At 73.4% G+C, this 16,423-nt stretch carries 16 protein-coding genes and 1 pseudogene; 5 read left to right on the top strand and 12 right to left on the bottom strand.

Annotated features, from left to right (window positions below; all coding sequences use genetic code 11):
- Positions 1 to 47 precede the first annotated feature (47 nt).
- Positions 48 to 914 (top strand): endonuclease/exonuclease/phosphatase family protein, encoded by an 867-nt coding sequence (locus ACPXBU_RS04215; protein WP_425756509.1) that lies wholly within the window; start codon positions 48 to 50, stop codon positions 912 to 914.
- A 14-nt stretch (positions 915 to 928) separates the two neighbouring features.
- Here the strand turns inward: ACPXBU_RS04215 and ACPXBU_RS04210 are convergent, their stop codons facing one another.
- Together ACPXBU_RS04210 and ACPXBU_RS04205 are read right to left on the bottom strand one after the other, a co-directional pair.
- On the bottom strand, positions 929 to 1,813 hold the full coding sequence (locus ACPXBU_RS04210; RefSeq protein ID WP_425756507.1) for an MHYT domain-containing protein: 885 nt from the start codon (positions 1,811 to 1,813) through the stop codon (positions 929 to 931).
- A gap of 164 nt (positions 1,814 to 1,977) precedes the next feature.
- Positions 1,978 to 4,770: a DEAD/DEAH box helicase gene (locus tag ACPXBU_RS04205; RefSeq protein WP_393374489.1), complete on the bottom strand. Its 2,793-nt coding sequence runs from the start codon at positions 4,768 to 4,770 to the stop codon at positions 1,978 to 1,980.
- An 86-nt stretch (positions 4,771 to 4,856) separates the two neighbouring features.
- On the opposite strand from ACPXBU_RS04205, the gene ACPXBU_RS04200 reads away from it, so the two are divergent.
- Positions 4,857 to 5,624 carry an HAD family hydrolase gene (locus ACPXBU_RS04200; protein WP_425756505.1) on the top strand — a complete coding sequence of 256 codons (768 nt, stop codon included), beginning with the start codon at positions 4,857 to 4,859 and terminating at the stop codon, positions 5,622 to 5,624.
- Between the two features lie 18 nt (positions 5,625 to 5,642).
- Here the strand turns inward: ACPXBU_RS04200 and ACPXBU_RS04195 are convergent, their stop codons facing one another.
- The 3 genes from ACPXBU_RS04195 to ACPXBU_RS04185 form a co-directional block, all read right to left on the bottom strand.
- Positions 5,643 to 6,041 carry a PIN domain-containing protein gene (locus tag ACPXBU_RS04195; RefSeq protein WP_393374484.1) on the bottom strand — a complete coding sequence of 133 codons (399 nt, stop codon included), beginning with the start codon at positions 6,039 to 6,041 and terminating at the stop codon, positions 5,643 to 5,645.
- The gene (locus ACPXBU_RS04190; RefSeq protein ID WP_425756502.1) at positions 6,038 to 6,346 is read right to left on the bottom strand and encodes a hypothetical protein; all 309 of its coding nucleotides are present in this window, start codon (positions 6,344 to 6,346) and stop codon (positions 6,038 to 6,040) included. The genes ACPXBU_RS04195 and ACPXBU_RS04190 overlap by 4 nt, the downstream gene beginning before the upstream one ends.
- A gap of 101 nt (positions 6,347 to 6,447) precedes the next feature.
- The gene (locus ACPXBU_RS04185; RefSeq protein ID WP_425756500.1) at positions 6,448 to 7,656 is read right to left on the bottom strand and encodes an MFS transporter; all 1,209 of its coding nucleotides are present in this window, start codon (positions 7,654 to 7,656) and stop codon (positions 6,448 to 6,450) included.
- Positions 7,657 to 8,276: 620 nt separating this feature from the next.
- Here ACPXBU_RS04185 and ACPXBU_RS04180 point away from each other — a divergent pair.
- Positions 8,277 to 8,798: pseudogene (locus tag ACPXBU_RS04180) on the top strand (EamA family transporter); the annotation flags it as partial.
- Between the two features lie 69 nt (positions 8,799 to 8,867).
- Here the strand turns inward: ACPXBU_RS04180 and ACPXBU_RS04175 are convergent.
- From ACPXBU_RS04175 to ACPXBU_RS04150, 6 genes are all read right to left on the bottom strand, one after another.
- Positions 8,868 to 9,752 (bottom strand): diacylglycerol kinase family protein, encoded by an 885-nt coding sequence (locus tag ACPXBU_RS04175; RefSeq protein ID WP_425756705.1) that lies wholly within the window; start codon positions 9,750 to 9,752, stop codon positions 8,868 to 8,870.
- A gap of 269 nt (positions 9,753 to 10,021) precedes the next feature.
- Positions 10,022 to 10,972: a twin-arginine translocase subunit TatC gene (tatC, locus tag ACPXBU_RS04170; RefSeq protein ID WP_425756498.1), complete on the bottom strand. Its 951-nt coding sequence runs from the start codon at positions 10,970 to 10,972 to the stop codon at positions 10,022 to 10,024.
- Between the two features lie 18 nt (positions 10,973 to 10,990).
- Complete coding sequence (tatA, locus tag ACPXBU_RS04165; protein WP_425756496.1) at positions 10,991 to 11,278, bottom strand: Sec-independent protein translocase subunit TatA; 288 nt, start codon at positions 11,276 to 11,278, stop codon at positions 10,991 to 10,993.
- Between the two features lie 168 nt (positions 11,279 to 11,446).
- Positions 11,447 to 11,692 (bottom strand): hypothetical protein, encoded by a 246-nt coding sequence (locus tag ACPXBU_RS04160; RefSeq protein WP_393374474.1) that lies wholly within the window; start codon positions 11,690 to 11,692, stop codon positions 11,447 to 11,449.
- A 10-nt stretch (positions 11,693 to 11,702) separates the two neighbouring features.
- Positions 11,703 to 12,758, bottom strand: a complete 1,056-nt coding sequence (locus ACPXBU_RS04155; protein ID WP_425756494.1) for a helix-turn-helix transcriptional regulator — start codon at positions 12,756 to 12,758, stop codon at positions 11,703 to 11,705.
- The gene (locus tag ACPXBU_RS04150) at positions 12,755 to 13,753 is read right to left on the bottom strand and encodes a helix-turn-helix transcriptional regulator (RefSeq protein WP_393374470.1); all 999 of its coding nucleotides are present in this window, start codon (positions 13,751 to 13,753) and stop codon (positions 12,755 to 12,757) included. The genes ACPXBU_RS04155 and ACPXBU_RS04150 overlap by 4 nt, the downstream gene beginning before the upstream one ends.
- 117 nt (positions 13,754 to 13,870) lie before the next feature.
- Between ACPXBU_RS04150 and ACPXBU_RS04145 the strand changes: the two genes are divergently transcribed.
- Both ACPXBU_RS04145 and ACPXBU_RS04140 read left to right on the top strand, forming a co-directional pair.
- On the top strand, positions 13,871 to 14,875 hold the full coding sequence (locus ACPXBU_RS04145; protein ID WP_393374468.1) for a cation diffusion facilitator family transporter: 1,005 nt from the start codon (positions 13,871 to 13,873) through the stop codon (positions 14,873 to 14,875).
- Positions 14,876 to 14,933: 58 nt separating this feature from the next.
- The gene (locus ACPXBU_RS04140) at positions 14,934 to 16,019 is read left to right on the top strand and encodes a DUF3866 family protein (RefSeq protein ID WP_425756491.1); all 1,086 of its coding nucleotides are present in this window, start codon (positions 14,934 to 14,936) and stop codon (positions 16,017 to 16,019) included.
- A 141-nt stretch (positions 16,020 to 16,160) separates the two neighbouring features.
- Here the strand turns inward: ACPXBU_RS04140 and ACPXBU_RS04135 are convergent, their stop codons facing one another.
- On the bottom strand, positions 16,161 to 16,355 hold the full coding sequence (locus ACPXBU_RS04135; RefSeq protein ID WP_425756489.1) for a hypothetical protein: 195 nt from the start codon (positions 16,353 to 16,355) through the stop codon (positions 16,161 to 16,163).
- Between the last annotated feature and the right edge of the window lie 68 nt (positions 16,356 to 16,423).

The following is a 16,423-nucleotide window of genomic DNA, read 5'->3' as shown; positions in this document are numbered from 1 at the left end:
CACGGGCACCCTGGCGAAGACCGTCGCCCTCTGCACCCGGAGCCCGCGTGGCCGACCGCCGCTCGCACCGCCTTCTCCGTCGCGCCTTGGCCGTCGGCTGCCTGATCGCCGCCGCCGGACTGCCCGCCGGGCCGCCGGTGAGCCTTGCGACGGACCGCACCGGGCCGACGATCCTGCGGGTGGTGCAGATGAACCTCTGCAACAGTGGCCGCGCCGGCTGTTACACCGGCCGGTCCCTGCCCCGGGCCACCGAGGTGATCAGCGCCGAGGCACCCGATCTGGTCACCCTCAACGAGATCTGCCAGGACGACGTGGCCGCCCTGGAGCGGGTGTTCGCGACAGTCCACACCGGGCGGCGGGTCGTCTCCGCGTTCCAGGCCGCCGGTGACCGCCCCAGCGGGGGCGACACCAGGTGCCGCGACGGCCAACCGTACGGCGTGGGACTGCTGGCCCGGGTGCGGCCGTCGGACACCGCGCCTGCCGTGTACCGCGGGATCCATCCGACGCAGGACCTCGCGGACCCCGAGGAACGAGCCTGGCTCTGCGTCGACGTCGACGCGGTCCTGCTCGCCTGCACCACACATCTGGCGGCCACCGGTTACGCGGTCGCGCTCGCCCAGTGCCGCCAGCTGCTCGACACGATCCTGCCGGCGATCCGCCGGCGCACCGGGCACGCGCCGGTCCTGCTCAGTGGCGACCTCAACCTCCGCGCGGGCGGCGACCCCGATGTGCGCTCCTGTGTGCCGCCGGGTCACCAGCGGATCGACGACGGCGCGCGGCAACACATCGTGGCGACAACCGACGTCGGCCTCTGCTGCCGCAGGTCGGTGACGATGCACGGGGCCACCGACCACCCCGGGCTGCTGGCCACCCTCAGCATCGACGGCAGTCGGCCCGGCCGTCCGCCGACCTGACCCCGAGCCGCGCGTCAGCGGGGTGGGGTGTCCCGGCGGGACGGGAACGGGGTGCCCGGCTGACCGAGGGTGGAGCGGGCGCGCAGTCCGACCGGGTCCGGTGCGACGGCGGGCGCCGCGGGCGCCGGCTCCGGGGTCCGGCGCCCGGCCAGGTACGCCGCGGCGGCCCGGTCGTCGTCGGTCGGGGCGGCGAGCAGGGCGTAGAGCAGGCCGACCACGCCGAAGATCACCGCCACCATGATCGGTACCAGCAGCGTGCTCACCTGGGCTCCGGTCACCCCGCCCACACGCTCGTGCCGGTGCACCGACAGGGCGCTCATGCCGGTGAAGTGCATGCCGTTCACGGCGATGCCCATGACCAGCGCGGAGGCGAAGATCGCCAGCCCTCGGCGGACGGTCATCGCGAGCCACAGCGCGACGGTGGACGCCACGACGGCGATGACCACCGAGAGCACGACCCGGACGGTGTCGTAGCCGAGACTGCCGTTGAGGCGCATGGCCGCCATCCCGGTGTAGTGCATGGAGGCGACCCCGGCGCCGGTGAAGACGCCGCCGGCGATCAGGCGTACCGGATTCAACCGGCCGGTGCCCACGATGGCCAGGCCGATGCCGACCGCCACCACCGCGATGGCCGTGCTCGCCGCGGTCAGCGGCACGTCGTAGCGGATCCGGGTGCCCTCGACGGCGAAGCCCAACATGGCCATGAAGTGCATCGCCCAGATGGCGGTGCCGCCCAGCGCCCAGGCCGCCAGCAGACCCCACCAGGCCCGCTGGCCGGTCGTGCGCGCGGTACGGATGCGCCCGGCGCACACCAGTCCGAGGACCGAACCGAGCACGGACAGCGCGTAGCTCAGCGCGGGTGTGATCCACCCGTACTCAAAGTGATTGATGTCCGCCACAGCGGTCTTCCCCCGTTCGTTACCGGCGCGTTAACAGGCGCGCTCGGCAATGATCAGGGGTGGCGTGATCAGGCGCAACAGCGCCCCCCGAGCTATCCGGGGGGTGCTGTTGCGGTGACTGTCCGAAGCGTCGATTCGCCGACGACCGTTACGGAGCGTGACGATTAGGCGGTGGTGTGGTACGCCAACACACCCCGGTTGACGGCCGCGATGGCCTGCCGGGCGGTGGAGCGCAACTCCGGCGAGGCGCCGCCGGAGTCGGCAAGCTGACCGAGCAGATCGACCACCTGACGCGCCCACCTGACGAAGTCACCGGCGGGCATCTCGCCGTCGATCTCGTGGCCGCTGCCGAGCACCTTGGCCAGCGCCTCGCCCCGGGCCCACCGGTAGACGGGCCAGGCGAAGCCCAGATCCGGCTCCCGGGTCGCGGTCAGCCCCCGCGTCGCCTCGTCGGCCTCGATCTCGCCCCAGAGCTTCACCGTCTCGTCCACCGCGTCGGCCACCGGCCCCCGCGGCAACGACGCCCGCTCGTCGACGTCGCGACGCGCCTCGAAGACCACCACCGACACCGCGGCGGCCAACTCGGCCGGCGACAGGCCGTCCCACACCCCCCGGCGCAGGCACTCGGCGACCAGCAGATCCGCCTCGGTCCAGATCCGACCGAGCATCCGACCGGCGTCGGTGACCGCGCCGTCGCGAGCGAGGTAACCGCGGTCGGTCAACAGCGCCACGATCCGGTCGAAGGTCCGCGCGAGGGACCCGGTCCGCCCGGAGACCCGCTCGCGCAGCTCCTCGGTGTCGCGCTCCAGCCGCCGCCGGCGCTCCGCCCAGCGCGCGTGGTCCTCCCGCTCCGGGCAGGCGTGGCAGGGGTGGTTCCGCAGCTCGGTGCGGAGCTGGGCGATCTGGTGATCCTCACCGGCCGCCTGCCGGGAACGGCCACCCCGTCGGCCGCCGTGCCGGTCCAGGCCGGTGCCGCTGACCTCGGCGGCGAGGTCCCGCCGGGCACCCGGCGAACGGTGGTTGAAGTGCTTGGGCACCCGGATCCGGGCCAGCACCTCGGCCGGCGTGGTGAAGTCGCCGGGGCTGACCCGCCCGGCCCACCGGTCCTGGGTGAGCACCAGCGGCCGGGGCTCACCGAACCCGCCGGTCGCCGGGTCCAGCACGACGGCCAGGCCGGCCCGCCGGCCCGACGGCACCCGGATCACGTCGCCGATCCGCAGCCGCTCCAGCGACGCCACCGCGGCCGCCTTGCGCTGGGTCTGCCCCTGCCGGGCGATCGCCCTCTCCCGGTCCGCGATCGCCACCCGCAGCGCGAAGTACTCGTCGAAGTCGCCGTGGTGGCAGGCGGCCTCCGCGCCGTACGCCTCGATGGTCTCGGTGTTGCGCTGCACCTGCCGGGCCAGGCCGACCACCGACCGGTCCGCCTGGAACTGGGCGAACGAGGACTCCAGCAGCGCCCGGGCCGGCTCCGCGCCGACCGTGCCGACCAGGTTCACCGCCATGTTGTACGACGGCCGGAAACTGGAGCGCAGCGGGTACGTGCGGGTGGACGCCAGCCCGGCCACGTGCCGTGGGTCGGTCTCCGGGGACCACACCACGACGGCGTGCCCCTCCACGTCGATGCCCCGGCGGCCGGCCCGACCGGTGAGCTGCGTGTACTCCCCCGGGGTCAGGTCGACGTGCGCCTCACCGTTGTACTTGACCAGCCGCTCCAACACCACGCAGCGGGCCGGCATGTTGATGCCCAACGCCAGGGTCTCGGTGGCGAAGACCGCCTTGACCAGGCCCCGGACGAACAGCTCCTCGACGATCTCCTTGAACACCGGCAGCATGCCGGCGTGGTGGGCGGCCAGGCCGCGCTCCAAGCCGTCGAGCCACTCCCAGTAGCCGAGCACCGACAGGTCCTCGCTGGGGATCGCGGTCACCCGCGACTCGACCACCCGTCGGATCTCGGCCCGCTCGTCGGGCGAGGTGAGCCGCAGACCGGCGGCGAGGCACTGCTGCACCGCGGCGGCGCATCCGGCCCGGCTGAAGATGAACAGGATCGCCGGGAGCAGACCCTCCCGGTCCAGCCGGTCGACGATGTCCGGGCGCAACGGCCCACGCCAGCGCGGGCCACGCCGGCCGGAGCCCGGCCCGGCGCTGCGCCCCTCCCCCAGCTCCAGGCGGCGCACCTGGTCCCGGGTGTAGCGCAGCAACTCCGGGTGCACGTCGTGCTTGCGGGCGGCGTCCGCGTCGTGGAACAGGTCGAACATCCGCTTGCCGACAAGCATGTGCTGCCACAACGGCACCGGCCGGTGCTCGCTGACCACCACCGCGGTCTCGCCGCGCACGGTGACCAGCCAGTCGGCGAACTCCTCGGCGTTGGACACGGTCGCCGACAACGAGACGAGGGTGACCGAGGAGGGCAGGTGGATGATCACCTCTTCCCACACGCCACCGCGGAACCGGTCGGCCAGGTAGTGCACCTCGTCCATCACCACGTACGCCAGCCCCTGCAGGGTGCTGGAACCCGCGTAGAGCATGTTGCGCAGCACCTCGGTGGTCATCACCACCACCGGCGCGTCACCGTTTATCGCGTTGTCGCCGGTCAACAGGCCGACCTGCTCGACGCCGTAGCGGGCGACCAGGTCGTGGTACTTCTGGTTGGACAGCGCCTTGATCGGCGTGGTGTAGAAGCACTTGCGCCGGACCGGCGGGTCGTCGCCGGGCGCCGGGTCGTCGGGCCGCCCGCGCAACGCCAGGTGGACCGCGAACTCCCCCACCACCGTCTTACCGGCCCCGGTGGGGGCGCAGACCAACACCCCGCTGCCCCGCTCCAGTGACTGACACGCCTCCCGCTGGAAGTCGTCGAGGTCGAACCCCAGATCGAGGGCGAACTCGTCCAACGCCGGAAACTCTGCGGCCTGTGCGGCCCGGCGGCGCGCCGCTGCGTACCGCTCGGCGGGGCTCGACATGGCACCAAGATTAGTGCGTGCCGCGAGTGGACACCCGACAAGGCCGACCGGTTGGACCGTCCGGGGCGGTCGGTAGGGTGCACGGCGTGCCGGACCATGCGCAACCGCCCCACACTCGTTCGCCGGGCAGCCCCGAGGCCGCCGCCCCCCGGGCGTCCCGACGGCCCGTCAAGGCGGTGCTCTTCGACTTCCACGGCACCCTGGCCCAGGTGGAGGAACCCCGGCAGTGGGTGCTGGAGGCCGCGGCGGCGTGCGGGGTCACCCTGGACCGCGTCAAGGCCACCTCGCTCGCCGACCGGCTGCTGACCGCCGGGCGCGCCGGCGGGCCACTGCCGGCACGCGTGCCACCCCGGCTGGCCGAGCTGTGGGCCGACCGGGATCTCTACCAACACGCCCACCGGGGCGCGTACACCGGGCTGGCCGAGACCGTCGACGCGGGCATCGAGGGCTTCGCCGACGCGCTCTACGAGCGGCTGCTGACCGCCGAGGGCTGGTTGCCGTACCCGGACACCGCGCCCACCCTGACCGCGCTGCGCGCCGCCAGGGTCCCCGTGGCGGTGGTCAGCAACATCGGCTTCGACGTACGACCGCACTTCGACGCCTGGGGGCTGACCGACCTGGTCGACGCGTTCGTGCTGTCGTACGAGGTGGGGCGCTGCAAACCCGACCCGGCCATCTTCTGGCGGGCCTGCGGCATGCTCGGCGTCGACGCGGAGCAAACGCTGATGGTCGGCGACAGCCCGGCGGACGCGGGCGCGGTGGCGGCCGGCTGCGCGGTGCTGGTGCTCCCCACCGCCGACCCGGGTCGGGAGAACGGGCTGGGCGCGGTGCTCGACCTCGCCCTGCCGGCCTGACCCGCGGTTTCCGTGCCGTCAGTCGGGGATGTGAATCACCGGTAGCGCGCCGTCGCCGTACCGGTCCTCCGCGGTGAGGATCGAGGCGTCGTGTTCGAGGACGGCCAGCGCCGTGGTGGCCAGATCGGCACGGCCCGTCACGGTGCGCCAGTAGCTGAGTTCGTGCCAGGAGTGCCCCTCGGTGGAGAGCACCTCGCAGGCGTCCAGGGTCAGCAGCCGGTGCAGGGTCGCGCGTTCCTTCGGGTCGCTGACGATCGCCAGCGTCTCCGCCGCGGTCACGGCGGTGACGCCGAACCTGTTGCGGTCCTGGATGACCTCGTGCAGCGGCTCCCCGACATGCACCGACCCCGCGACGTACGCCAGCAGCGCCGACCGATCCAGCACGAGCCGGACTGGGCGGTCGTCCTCGGAGCTCACGCCGCCGGGTGTGCGAGCGCGCCGGCGGCGGCGTCCAGCGCGTGCTGGCGGGCCCGCTCGCGAAGGGCGCCGCGGCGCTCCGGGGACCAGTCGGCCTCCACGGCGGCACGGCGGGCACGCGCCTCGGCCACACCCTGCTCGGTGATGGTGATGCCCTGGTGGGCCAACTCCGCGTCCAACGCGTCCAGCCGCATCCGGTCGCGGACGGCCTGGGTGATGTAGGCGCTGGCGTTGGACTCGCGCTCCAGGCGCTCCGCCACGTCGGGGGGCACGGAGATCGACAGCTTCCGCATCGCGCTGGTCATACCAGGCACCGTACGCCGGTAGCACCACGTTGGCGACCAGGAACGGCCGTGTCGGCCCCGAACGACGAGACACCGCCGCTCGGGGCCGAGCCGCAGAGACGTCAGACGGCCGCTGCCGCCCGCAGCGGACGCCAGGCCACGACCGTGATCGTCGCCATCATCGCCGCAGCGATCCAGAACGGCGTGGTGATCTCCCAGACGCTGGCGAACAGGCCGCCGAGGAGCGACCCCAGCGCGGCTCCGCCGAGATCCAGCAACGCGTACACGCTGCCGACGCGACCACGGAGGTCCGGCGGAACGACCCGCTGCCGGGTCGAGGTGACGACAATGCCCCACACCATGGCGTGGATGCTGAACACCACCAGGACGATGGCGGCAGTCCAGGATGTCGTCGTGATCGCGAGGGACACGTGCGTGACGATCTCGATGACCAGGCCCGCCCGCAAAACGGTGGCGCTGCCGAGCGCCCGGGTGAGCTTCGCGGCGAGGGTGGTGCCCACCAGGCCGCCGACCGCGAACGTGGTCAGCAGGAAGCCGTAGCCGACACCGGATACGCCCAGACGTTGCCGGCAGTAGAGCACGAACACGGCGAACGCGGCACCGAACGCGATGTTGCTCAGCCCCATGGTGACGGCGAGGAGCCGCAGCAGGCGGTGTCGCCACAACCAGGTCAGACCGGCGGCGACCTCGGCGCGCAGCGAGGACCGCGGAGGGGGATTCGCGGCGATCGGACCCGTGCGGATACCGGCTACCAGCGCGGCGGAGATCGCGAAGCTGAGCGCGTCGACACCGAACGGCACGGCGGCCGAGACGACGAACAGCCACGCGCCGAGCGGTTTGGCGACGAACTGGTTGCCGATGGTGAAACTCGCGTACAGCCGGGCGTTGGCGCGCGGCAACTCGTCGGGGGTGACCACCGCAGGGAGCAGGGCTCCCAGGGCGGTGTCGGCGAGGGTCTCTCCGACACCCAGGAGGAAGAGCACCAGGTAGATGATCAGCACGGTGACGGTCTCGGTCGCGATGGTGGCCGCCAACGCCGCCAGGGCCACGGCGCGCATCAGGTTGACACCCACGACCAGGCGGCGCCTGTCGAGTCGGTCGACGTAGGCGCCGCTGATCAGGGCGAACAGCAGCCAGGGCAGTTGCTGCGCGAAGACGGCTCCGGCGATGGAGGCCGGATTGTCGGTGACGGAGGCGACCAGCAGCGGGCCGGCAGCCATGGTGACGCCGTCGCCGACGTTGGACACCGCTGCGGCGGTCCACAGTTTGGTGAAGTCCGCGCCAAGACGCGCGGATACAAGGGCACGCACAAGTTCTCCTCGAGCCAGGGAAGAAGACGGTCGTCGTGGGACCGCTCTGCGGCGAGGAGCACCGGACCACCGGCGGACATCCCCGGTGGTGCCCGATCAGTGCCGGGCGGGCTCTCGCGGCGAGGCGGAGACCGTGACCAGGTCGAGGCGCATGTCAGCTCCCAACTGTGGATCAATACCGTTCCGAGGAGGCTAGCCGCCCATCGAGGTTTCCGTATCCCCACCTCCGCGAGCCGGACGGACGGCAGCAAACCCCCACCCTTCGTCAGGGCCGACCGCATTTCGGCAGGTCGACACCGCCGCGAGGGAGCCGGGACCGACCGCCTACCGTCGTGCCCGTGATCGAGACGCCGCTGCCCACGCCACCGCCGGCCGACACGCCACCGGCTCGGCACGGTGGCGTCGTCGCCGTGGGGCTGGTGCTCGGCGGGGCGCTGTCGGTGCAGTTCGGGTCCGCCGTCGCCGCGCTGCTCTTCCCGCGTACCGGGGTGGCCGGTGCGGTGACCCTGCGGCTGACCATCTCGGCGGTGCTGCTGCTCGTCGTGAGCCGGCCCCGACTGCGCGGGCACGACCGGTCGGCCTGGCTCGCGGTGGGCGCGTTCGGGCTGGCGCTGGCCGGCATGAACTCGCTGTTCTACCAGGCCATCGAACGCATCCCGCTGGGCCCGACGGTGACGCTTGAGGTGCTCGGCCCGTTGGCGCTGTCGGTGTTCAGCGCCCGGCGGCTGGCCGCTTGGGGCTGGGCGGGGCTCGCCGTGGCCGGGGTGGCGCTGCTCGGGCAGGGAGGCTTCGACAGGCTCAACCCGGTCGGGGTGGCCCTCGCGTTCGGCGCCGGCGCCATGTGGGCCGCGTACATCGTGCTGAGCGCCCGGGTCGGCGGCCGGTTCCCGGGCGCGGACGGGCTGGCCCTGGCGCTGACCCTCGCCGCGCTCGTCACCCTGCCGCCGGGCATCATCGACGGCGGCGCGGCCCTGCTCGACCCGCCGGTGCTGGCGCTCGGGACCGCCCTCTCGGTACTCGCCTCCGGGCTGCCCTACACCCTGGAGCTGCTGGCGCTGCGACGGATGCCGACCGCCACGTTCGCGGTGCTGATGAGCCTCGGCCCGGCCACCGCCACCCTCGCCGGGTGGCTGGTGCTGCGACAGGCCCTCACCCCGCTGGAGTGCGCCGCCATCGTGCTTGTCATCGCGGCCAGCATCGGAGCGGTACGGTCAGCGCAGCAGCCGCAGGGCGCCCGGAACGGCGGTGATCGTCACCGGCAGGTCCAGAGAGCGTTCCCCGTCGGCGTACGTGACGATGCCGTCGGCGGCCAACTCCACGGTGCGGGCCCGGTAGCTGGTGACCAGGGGGTGGGTCACGTGGGTGCCCTGGTAGATGCGCGGCTTCACCCGGATCAGCGTCCGGCGGTTGACCCGACCCGCCACCACCACGTCCAGCAGCCCGTCGGTCGGGTCGGCGGCGGGGCAGATCCGCATCCCGCCGCCGTACGTCGGGCAGTTGCCCACCGCCACCAGCACCGCGTCGAGGTGGTGCGGCACCCCGTCGAGGCGCAGCGTGTAGCGACGGGGCCGCAGCCGGGCCAGCTCGACCAGGATCGCCAGGTCGTACCGGCGGGGGCCGCGCGGCCAGCTCATCCGGTTGGCCCGCTCGTTGACGATCGCGTCGAACCCCGCCGCGAGGACCGCCCCGAACCACCGCTCGGCGCCGTCGACCCCGGTCATCCGGGCCAGGTCGACGACGTGGGTCCGGTCGGCCCGCAACGCTGACGCGATCACGTCCACCGCCGCCATCGGGTCGGCGGGGAAACCGGTGTCGACGGCGAAGTCGTTGCCGGTGCCCGCCGGCACCGGACCGAACGGCACGTCGGTGCCGGCGACCGCCTGCATCGCCTGGTGCACGGTGCCGTCCCCACCGATCGCGACAAGCGCACCGATGCCGTCGGAGACGGCGGCACGGCAGGCCGCCTCCGCCTCGCCCGGACTGGCCGCCGACAGCACACGGACCGGTCGGCCGGCGGTCGCCAGCCCGTCCAGCAGCCGGGGCAGCAGGGCCCGGTGCCGCCCCCGACCGGCGGTCGGGTTGGCGAGCACCGCCACGGGGCCGTCGGCGAGCGGGGCCCGGCCGGCCGGGCCGTCGGCGAGCGGTGCGCGGTCAGCCGGGCCGTCGGCTGGCGGGCCGGGCAGGTGATCGTCTGCGGTCACGGGCAGCACCGTACCTGTCGGACACCCGCCGTTCACCGGGGGCAGGCGCGCTCAGCGGTCCCGCCGCCGGCGCTGCGGGTAACACCGCGACATCCCTGGGCAACGCGGCGACGCCGCCCCCGGGGAACGGGGACGGCGTCGGCGAACCGGGCGGCGCGAGGCCGTCAGGTCATGTCGTCGTAACGACGCTCGATCGGTGCCGGCGGGGCGACCGGCTCGGGCACGCCGATCGGCGCGGCCGAGTCGACCCGCTGCCCGGCCACGACCGGGTCCGCGTCGAACTCCAACGGCGACACCTCGTCGTCGTCGATGCCGGCGTAGATCTCCTTGCCCCGCCCCCGCCGCCTGTCGTTGAGGAACGCGATGCCCACCGCGCCGAAGTAGAGCGCCGAGAGGCAGATCGCGAGCGCGGTCATCCCGAACGGGTCCGGGGTGGGGGTGACCACAGCGGAGAACGCGAAGAACACGAAGATCGCCACCCGCCACCAGCTGAGCAACCGCTTCGCGCTCGTGATGCCCACGAAGTTGAGCATCAACACCAGCAGCGGGAACTCGAACGCCACCCCGAACAGCAGGATCAGGTTGGTGACGAAGGAGATGTACTTGGTGATCTCCAACGTCGTGCTGATCTCGCTGTCGGAGATGCTGAGCAGGAACTCCAGGCCCTTGGCCGTGACGAAGTACGCCAGCACCGCGCCGGCCGCGAACAGCGGCGCCGCCAGGGCGGTGAAGAAGTACGCGTAGCGCCGCTCGTGCCGGTGCAGGCCGGGCGCGATGAACGCCCAGAGCTGGTAGAGCCAGATCGGCGCGGCCACGATCAACCCGACCCAGAGTGCGACCTTCAGTTGGAGCAGGAACAGGTCGGCCGGCCCGAGCTGAACGAACTCGCACTTGCCGTCGATGTATCGGGCCTGGTCCAGGTCGCAGTAGGGCTGTTGGAGCAGGTGCAGCACCGGCTTCTGCAGCCAGACACCCACGCCGAAGCCGATCAGGATCGCCACGGAGGCGCGGAACAGACGGTTGCGCAGCTCGCGGACATGCTCGATGAGCGTCATCGAGCCGTCGGCGGCCCGTTCGAAGGTGCTCGGGCCGCGTTTGCGCAGTGCGAAGGCCACGGTGGTGGGGCCCTTCGGTCAGTTGTCGCGGACGCGGTGCACCGGGTCGACGACCGGCTGCTGCGTCGGCGCCTGCTGGTACGGCGCCTGCTGCCCGGCCTGCGGCGGCAGCGGCTGGTAGCCGGCCTGCGCGTCGGCCTTCTCGGCGAGGTCGCGGTCGTCTTCCTGCAGGCTCTTGGTCTCGGCCTTGATGATCCGCAGCGACCGACCCAGCGAACGGGCCGCGTCGGGAAGCCGCTTCGCACCGAAGAGCAGGATCAGCACAACCACGAGAACAGCGATGTGCCACGGCTTGAGGGCACCCATGAGAAGCTCCAGTCGCTCTGTGTCCGAGGGGTGGTACGCAGCCCATCGTACGTGCGGATCGGCTGCCTGCCACCCGCCGGGTGGGGGTGGTTCGACCCGAAGGGTGAAGTCTTGACCAACGCGCGATGATCGTCAACCGCCGCCGGGCACCAGCTCGACGGGTGTCGATCAGCCGTGCTTGGCCTTGATCACCGCGAGCCGCCGGGACGTGGTGTCGAGCTGGCGTTGGACATCCTCGGCGCGCTGCTGCAACACCTCGGCGGTCTCCCGCAGCGCCTCGGCCTCGGCGGCCCGCCGCTGCAACGCCACCGCGGCGCGGCGCAGCCGAGGCAGCCGGGTCAACACGGGGCGCACCGCCAGCGCGAGCGCCACGAGCGGGAGCAACACCACCGCGAGCACGATCCAGATCAGCACGGCGGTCAGCCTACTGGGTGCGGCCGGCCACCGCCGGGTCACCCGACGGCGCGCTTGTCCCGTCGAGGGCAGGCGGCCGGGGCACGGCCGTGGGGGCGGGCACCGCGTAGGCGTCCAACGCGGCGGCCGCCGCCGCGCGTACCTGATCGGCCAGCTCGGCCGGGGCGACCACGACGGCGTCCGGGCCGAGGCCGAGCACGAACCGGCGGGCCCACCCGAGGTCGGTGACCCGCAGGGAGACCAGCCACTGGTCGCCGTCACCGGCCTCGACCCGCTCGCACGGATAATATTCGGTGATCCACCGCTCGCTGCGGCCGATGCGCAGCGTGATCAGCGGCAGGTCGGGCGAGGGGCGGAAGACACCCTCGGTGAGGTCGTGCGGAACGGCCTGCGGCGGGACGGTGGCCGGCTCGGCCAGCTCGGTGATCGCGTCGATCCGGTCGGCCCGGAACAGGCGGACCGCCTCCGCGCGCCGGCACCACGCCTCCACGTAGGCCCGGCCGCCGACCATCAGCATCCGCAGTGGGTCGATGACGCGGTCGGTGGTCTCGTCCCGGGCGGCGGTGTAGTAGGTGATCCGCAGCGCCCGGCCGCCCTCCACCGCGGTACGCAGCGCCTCGACCCGCGGGGTGTCGCCGGGCAGCCGGACCGCCACCGGCGCGCCCACCAGGTCGCCCGCGTCCTCGATCTTCGCCAGGGCCCGTTCGACGGCCTCCCGGTTGGCCACCCCGGGCGTCTCGGCGAGCATCCGCAACGCCACCACCAGCGCGAGGGCCTCGTCCGGGGTGAGCCGCAGCGGCCGGTCGATGCCGGCGTCGTAGGTGATCGTCACCCGGTCACCGTCGAACGCCATGTCGATCAGGTCACCGGGACCGTAGCCGGGCAGCCCACACACCCAGAGCAGCTCCAGGTCCTCCCGAAGCTGCCGCTCGGTGACACCCAGGTCACCGGCCGCCTCGGCGATCTCGATGCCGGGTCGGGCCAGCAGGTAGGGCACCAGGTTGAGCAGGCGGGCCAGCCGGTCGGCGGACGCGCGGGAACCGCCCCGGGCGGCCGGGCGGGTCACCGGGCACCCCCGGTGACGGCCAGCTCGTCGTGCCGGACGGCGATCTCCTTGAGGCGTTGGATGACCGCCTCGCGGACCTCCGGTGGGTCGAGCACCCGCACGTCCGGGCCGTAGCCGACGAGGTGCCCGGCCAGCCCGTCCGGGTCCGCGTACGGCAGGACCAGCCGGTCGCCGTCCGGCCCGGTGGTCACCTCCACGGCCCAGCGGCGCAGCCCGGCGGCCCGGCCGGGCGCGGCCAGCACGGTGGCCCGACCGGTGCGCTCCACCGGACCGGACCAGCGGGCCACGTGGCTGATCAGGTCGACGTTGGCCGGCGGCTCGTACGCGCCGGGGGCGCCGGTCACCCGGACCGCGCCGACGACACGGGACAGCCGGAAGCAGCGGGTCGCCTCCCGGTCCTGGTCGTGGCCGACCACATACCACCGGCCGCGCCAGCAGACCACGCCCCAGGGCTGCAGCCGCCGCCGGCTGGGCGCGTCCCGGTCGGGCACCCGGTAGTCGAACCCGACCTCGCGGCGGTCCCGGGCGGCGGCCGTCAGCGGCGCGAACGCCGGATCGACGGTGACCATCGGCTCCAGGCCCAGGGTGGCCTGCGGGTCCACGTCCACCCCGGCGGCGCGCAGCTTGGCCAGCCCGGACGACGCGGCGGCGGCCAGCCCGGCGTGCTGCCACAGGCGGGCGGCGATGCCCACCGCGGCGGCCTCGTCGGGCTCCAGCAGGATGTCGGGCAGCGCGTATTCGCGGTGGGCGATGCGGTAGCCGGGCTCGGCGTCGAAGGCGCTGGCCGTGCCCGTCTCCAGTGGCACGCCCAACTCGCGCAGCTCGGCCTTGTCCCGCTCGAACTTGCGTTGGAACGCTTCGTGGTCGCGCGCGTCGTCGGGGTCGTGCTCGTAACCGGGCACGGTCGCGGCGATCTGCGCGGCGGTCAGGAACCGTCGCGTGGACAGGAGGCAGATCACCAGGTTGACCAGGCGTTCGGTGCGGGTCCGCGACACCCGGTAGACGCTAGCAGCCGACACGCCCGCGACGTGCACCCGCGCGGGCGTGCCGCACACTTGTTCGGATCTGCCCTCCCCCAGCGCCTCGCCGTTCGCGGTCATAGGGTGACACTCATGTCGCAAGCGGAGGCCAGGCCGGAGAGCGAGAGCGTCGGCACGGTGATCGTCGCGGGTGTCGCCAACCTCGCCATCGCGATCGCCAAACTGATCGCCGGGCTGATCTCCGGATCGGCCGCCATGCTGTCCGAAGCCGCCCACTCGGTCGCCGACACCACCACCGAGGTGCTGCTCTTCCAGGCGCTGCGCCGGGGCGCCCGGCCGGCCGACCAGCGACACCCCTTCGGGTACGGCAAGGAAAGCTACGTCTGGGCGTTCTTCGCCGCGATGTTCACATTCGTCGCCGGGGCCGGTTTCGCCGTCACCCACGGCGTCACCACGATCCTGGTGCACGAGCACAGCGGCGACTACCTGGTCTCGTACATCGTCCTGGCGGTGTCGTTCGTCATCGAGTCGATCTCCCTGGCCCGGGCGGTCCGGCAGGTCCGCCGCGAGTCGCGGCGCTGGGGGACCACGCCGCGGCGGTTCCTGCGGCTGACCGCGGACACCACGGTCAAGGCGGTCTTCCTGGAGGACAGCGCGGCGCTGATCGGCCTGCTGCTGGCCGGGGCCGGCGTCGGCCTGTCCCACGCCACCGGCGACGAGGTGTGGGACGGCGTCGCGTCGATCCTGATCGGGTTGCTGCTGCTGACGGTCGCCGGGATCCTCGCCGGCAACAACCTGTCGCTGCTCGTCGGCCGGGCCGTCCCCGAGCGGCTGCGCCACGAGATCGAGCAGGACCTGGCCGGGCTGCCCGAGGTCGAGCGCATCGACACCCTGCTCACCATGCAGCTCGGCCCGCAGGACATCCTGGTCGCCGCGAAGGTCGACTTCCGCGACGAGGCCACCGGGGCGCAGATCGAGGCCACCGCCGACCAGGCCGAGCGGCGGCTCACCGAGCGGTACCCGGAGATCCGCTTCGTCTTCCTCGACCCCACCCGGTCACTGCCGGGGGCCACCGGCACCGCCCGACACACCCAGGCCGGGCCGACCCCGGACGCCGGCGGCCCCGAACCGACCTGATCCACCACCACCGCACCCGGGCGCGGGCCGTCGGGCCCGCGCGGCTAGCGTGCCCGTCATGGTGCGATGGCGTACGGGGACGGTGGCGACGCTGCGACGGCAGTGGACCGGGGCGGTGGAACTCGACGTCGACCTGCCCGACGGCACGCGGATGCGGGCGCTCGCCTACCCGGAACTGGTCGGCACACCCGAGCCCGGCGACCGGGTGCTGCTCAACGCCGGCGCGCTGCTGATGGGGTTGGGCACCGGCGGGTACGCCCTGGTGGTGGCCCTGCCGGACCGGCTGCCACCGGACCCGCCGGAGGTCGGCGACACCCGCGACGCCGGGCACCTGGTCAAGGCCCGCTACACCCCGCTGCAGCCGATCCTGCTCGGCGTCGACGAGGAGGCCTCCCCGCACCGGGCGGTGCTCGCCGACGCGGACGACCTGGGCGGCCTGCCCGTGGTCACCGCCGACCTGCACTCGGCGCTGCCGGCGATCCTGGCCGGCATCCGGGCCGACGCCCCGCGGGCGCGGGTGGCGTACCTGCTCACCGACGGCGGGGCCCTGCCGGCCTGGTTCTCCCGCACCCTCGCCGGGCTACGCGCCGACCTGGCCGGCACGATCACCGTCGGGCAGGCCTTCGGCGGTGACCTGGAGGCGACCACCCTGCACGGCGGCCTGCTCGCCGCCCGCTACGTGCTCGACGCCGACGTGGCCATCGTCGCCCAGGGGCCCGGCAACCTGGGCACCGGCACCCGGTGGGGCTTTTCCGGTGTCGCCGTCGGCGAGGCGGTCAACGCGATCGCCACACTGGGCGGACGGCCGGTCGGCTCGCTGCGCATCTCCGCCGCCGACCCCCGCCCCCGACACCGGGGCGTGTCCCACCACAGCCTCACCGCGTACGGCCGGGTGGCCCTCGCCCCGGCGGAGCTGGTGGTGCCCGACGACCTGGACCCGGCCCTCGCGGCCGAGGTGGACGCCTCGTTGGCTCCCCTCGCCGCCCGGCACCGGATCGTCCGGGTGCCCACCGCCGGCCTCGACGCCGCGCTGCGCGCCAGCACCGTGCCGCTGTCCACGATGGGCCGAGGCCTCGACGCCGACCACGCGTACTTCCTGGCCGCCGCCGCAGCAGGCCGCCACGCCACCACCCTCGTCCCCTAACCCCACCCCACCGCCCCCCGGCCCCCCGCCCCGGCCCCTCGGCGTTGATCATGAGGTTATTGCCCGCCGCCTCGGCGTGTCAGGGCAATAACCTCATGATCAACGCGCGCTGGGGGCGCGGGGAGGGGGTGGGGTGGGGGGTTAGGCCAGGAGGATCAGGGCTAGCCAGCCGCCCACGATGAGTGCCAGGGCCAGGGCCAGCACCCACGTCGGCACCGTGTAGTCGCCGCGCCGGTTACGGTCGATCTCGGCGCGGATCTTCTCCCGCCGGCGTTCGACCCAGTTCTGCCGCTCGGTGCCGCCCTCGGAGCGGTCGGAAGGTCCAGAAGTCGTCATGGCGCGCTCAGCTTAACCGCTCCGTGCGCCGGGCTGACCGGCCCCGTCGGCGCAGCACACCGCCGGGG

The sequence above is a fragment of the Micromonospora sp. DT231 genome, assembly GCF_049847025.1.
Classification (GTDB): domain Bacteria; phylum Actinomycetota; class Actinomycetes; order Mycobacteriales; family Micromonosporaceae; genus Micromonospora.
The sequence above is the reverse complement of the archived record's forward strand: the minus strand, read 5'-3'. Positions and strand labels throughout refer to the sequence as shown.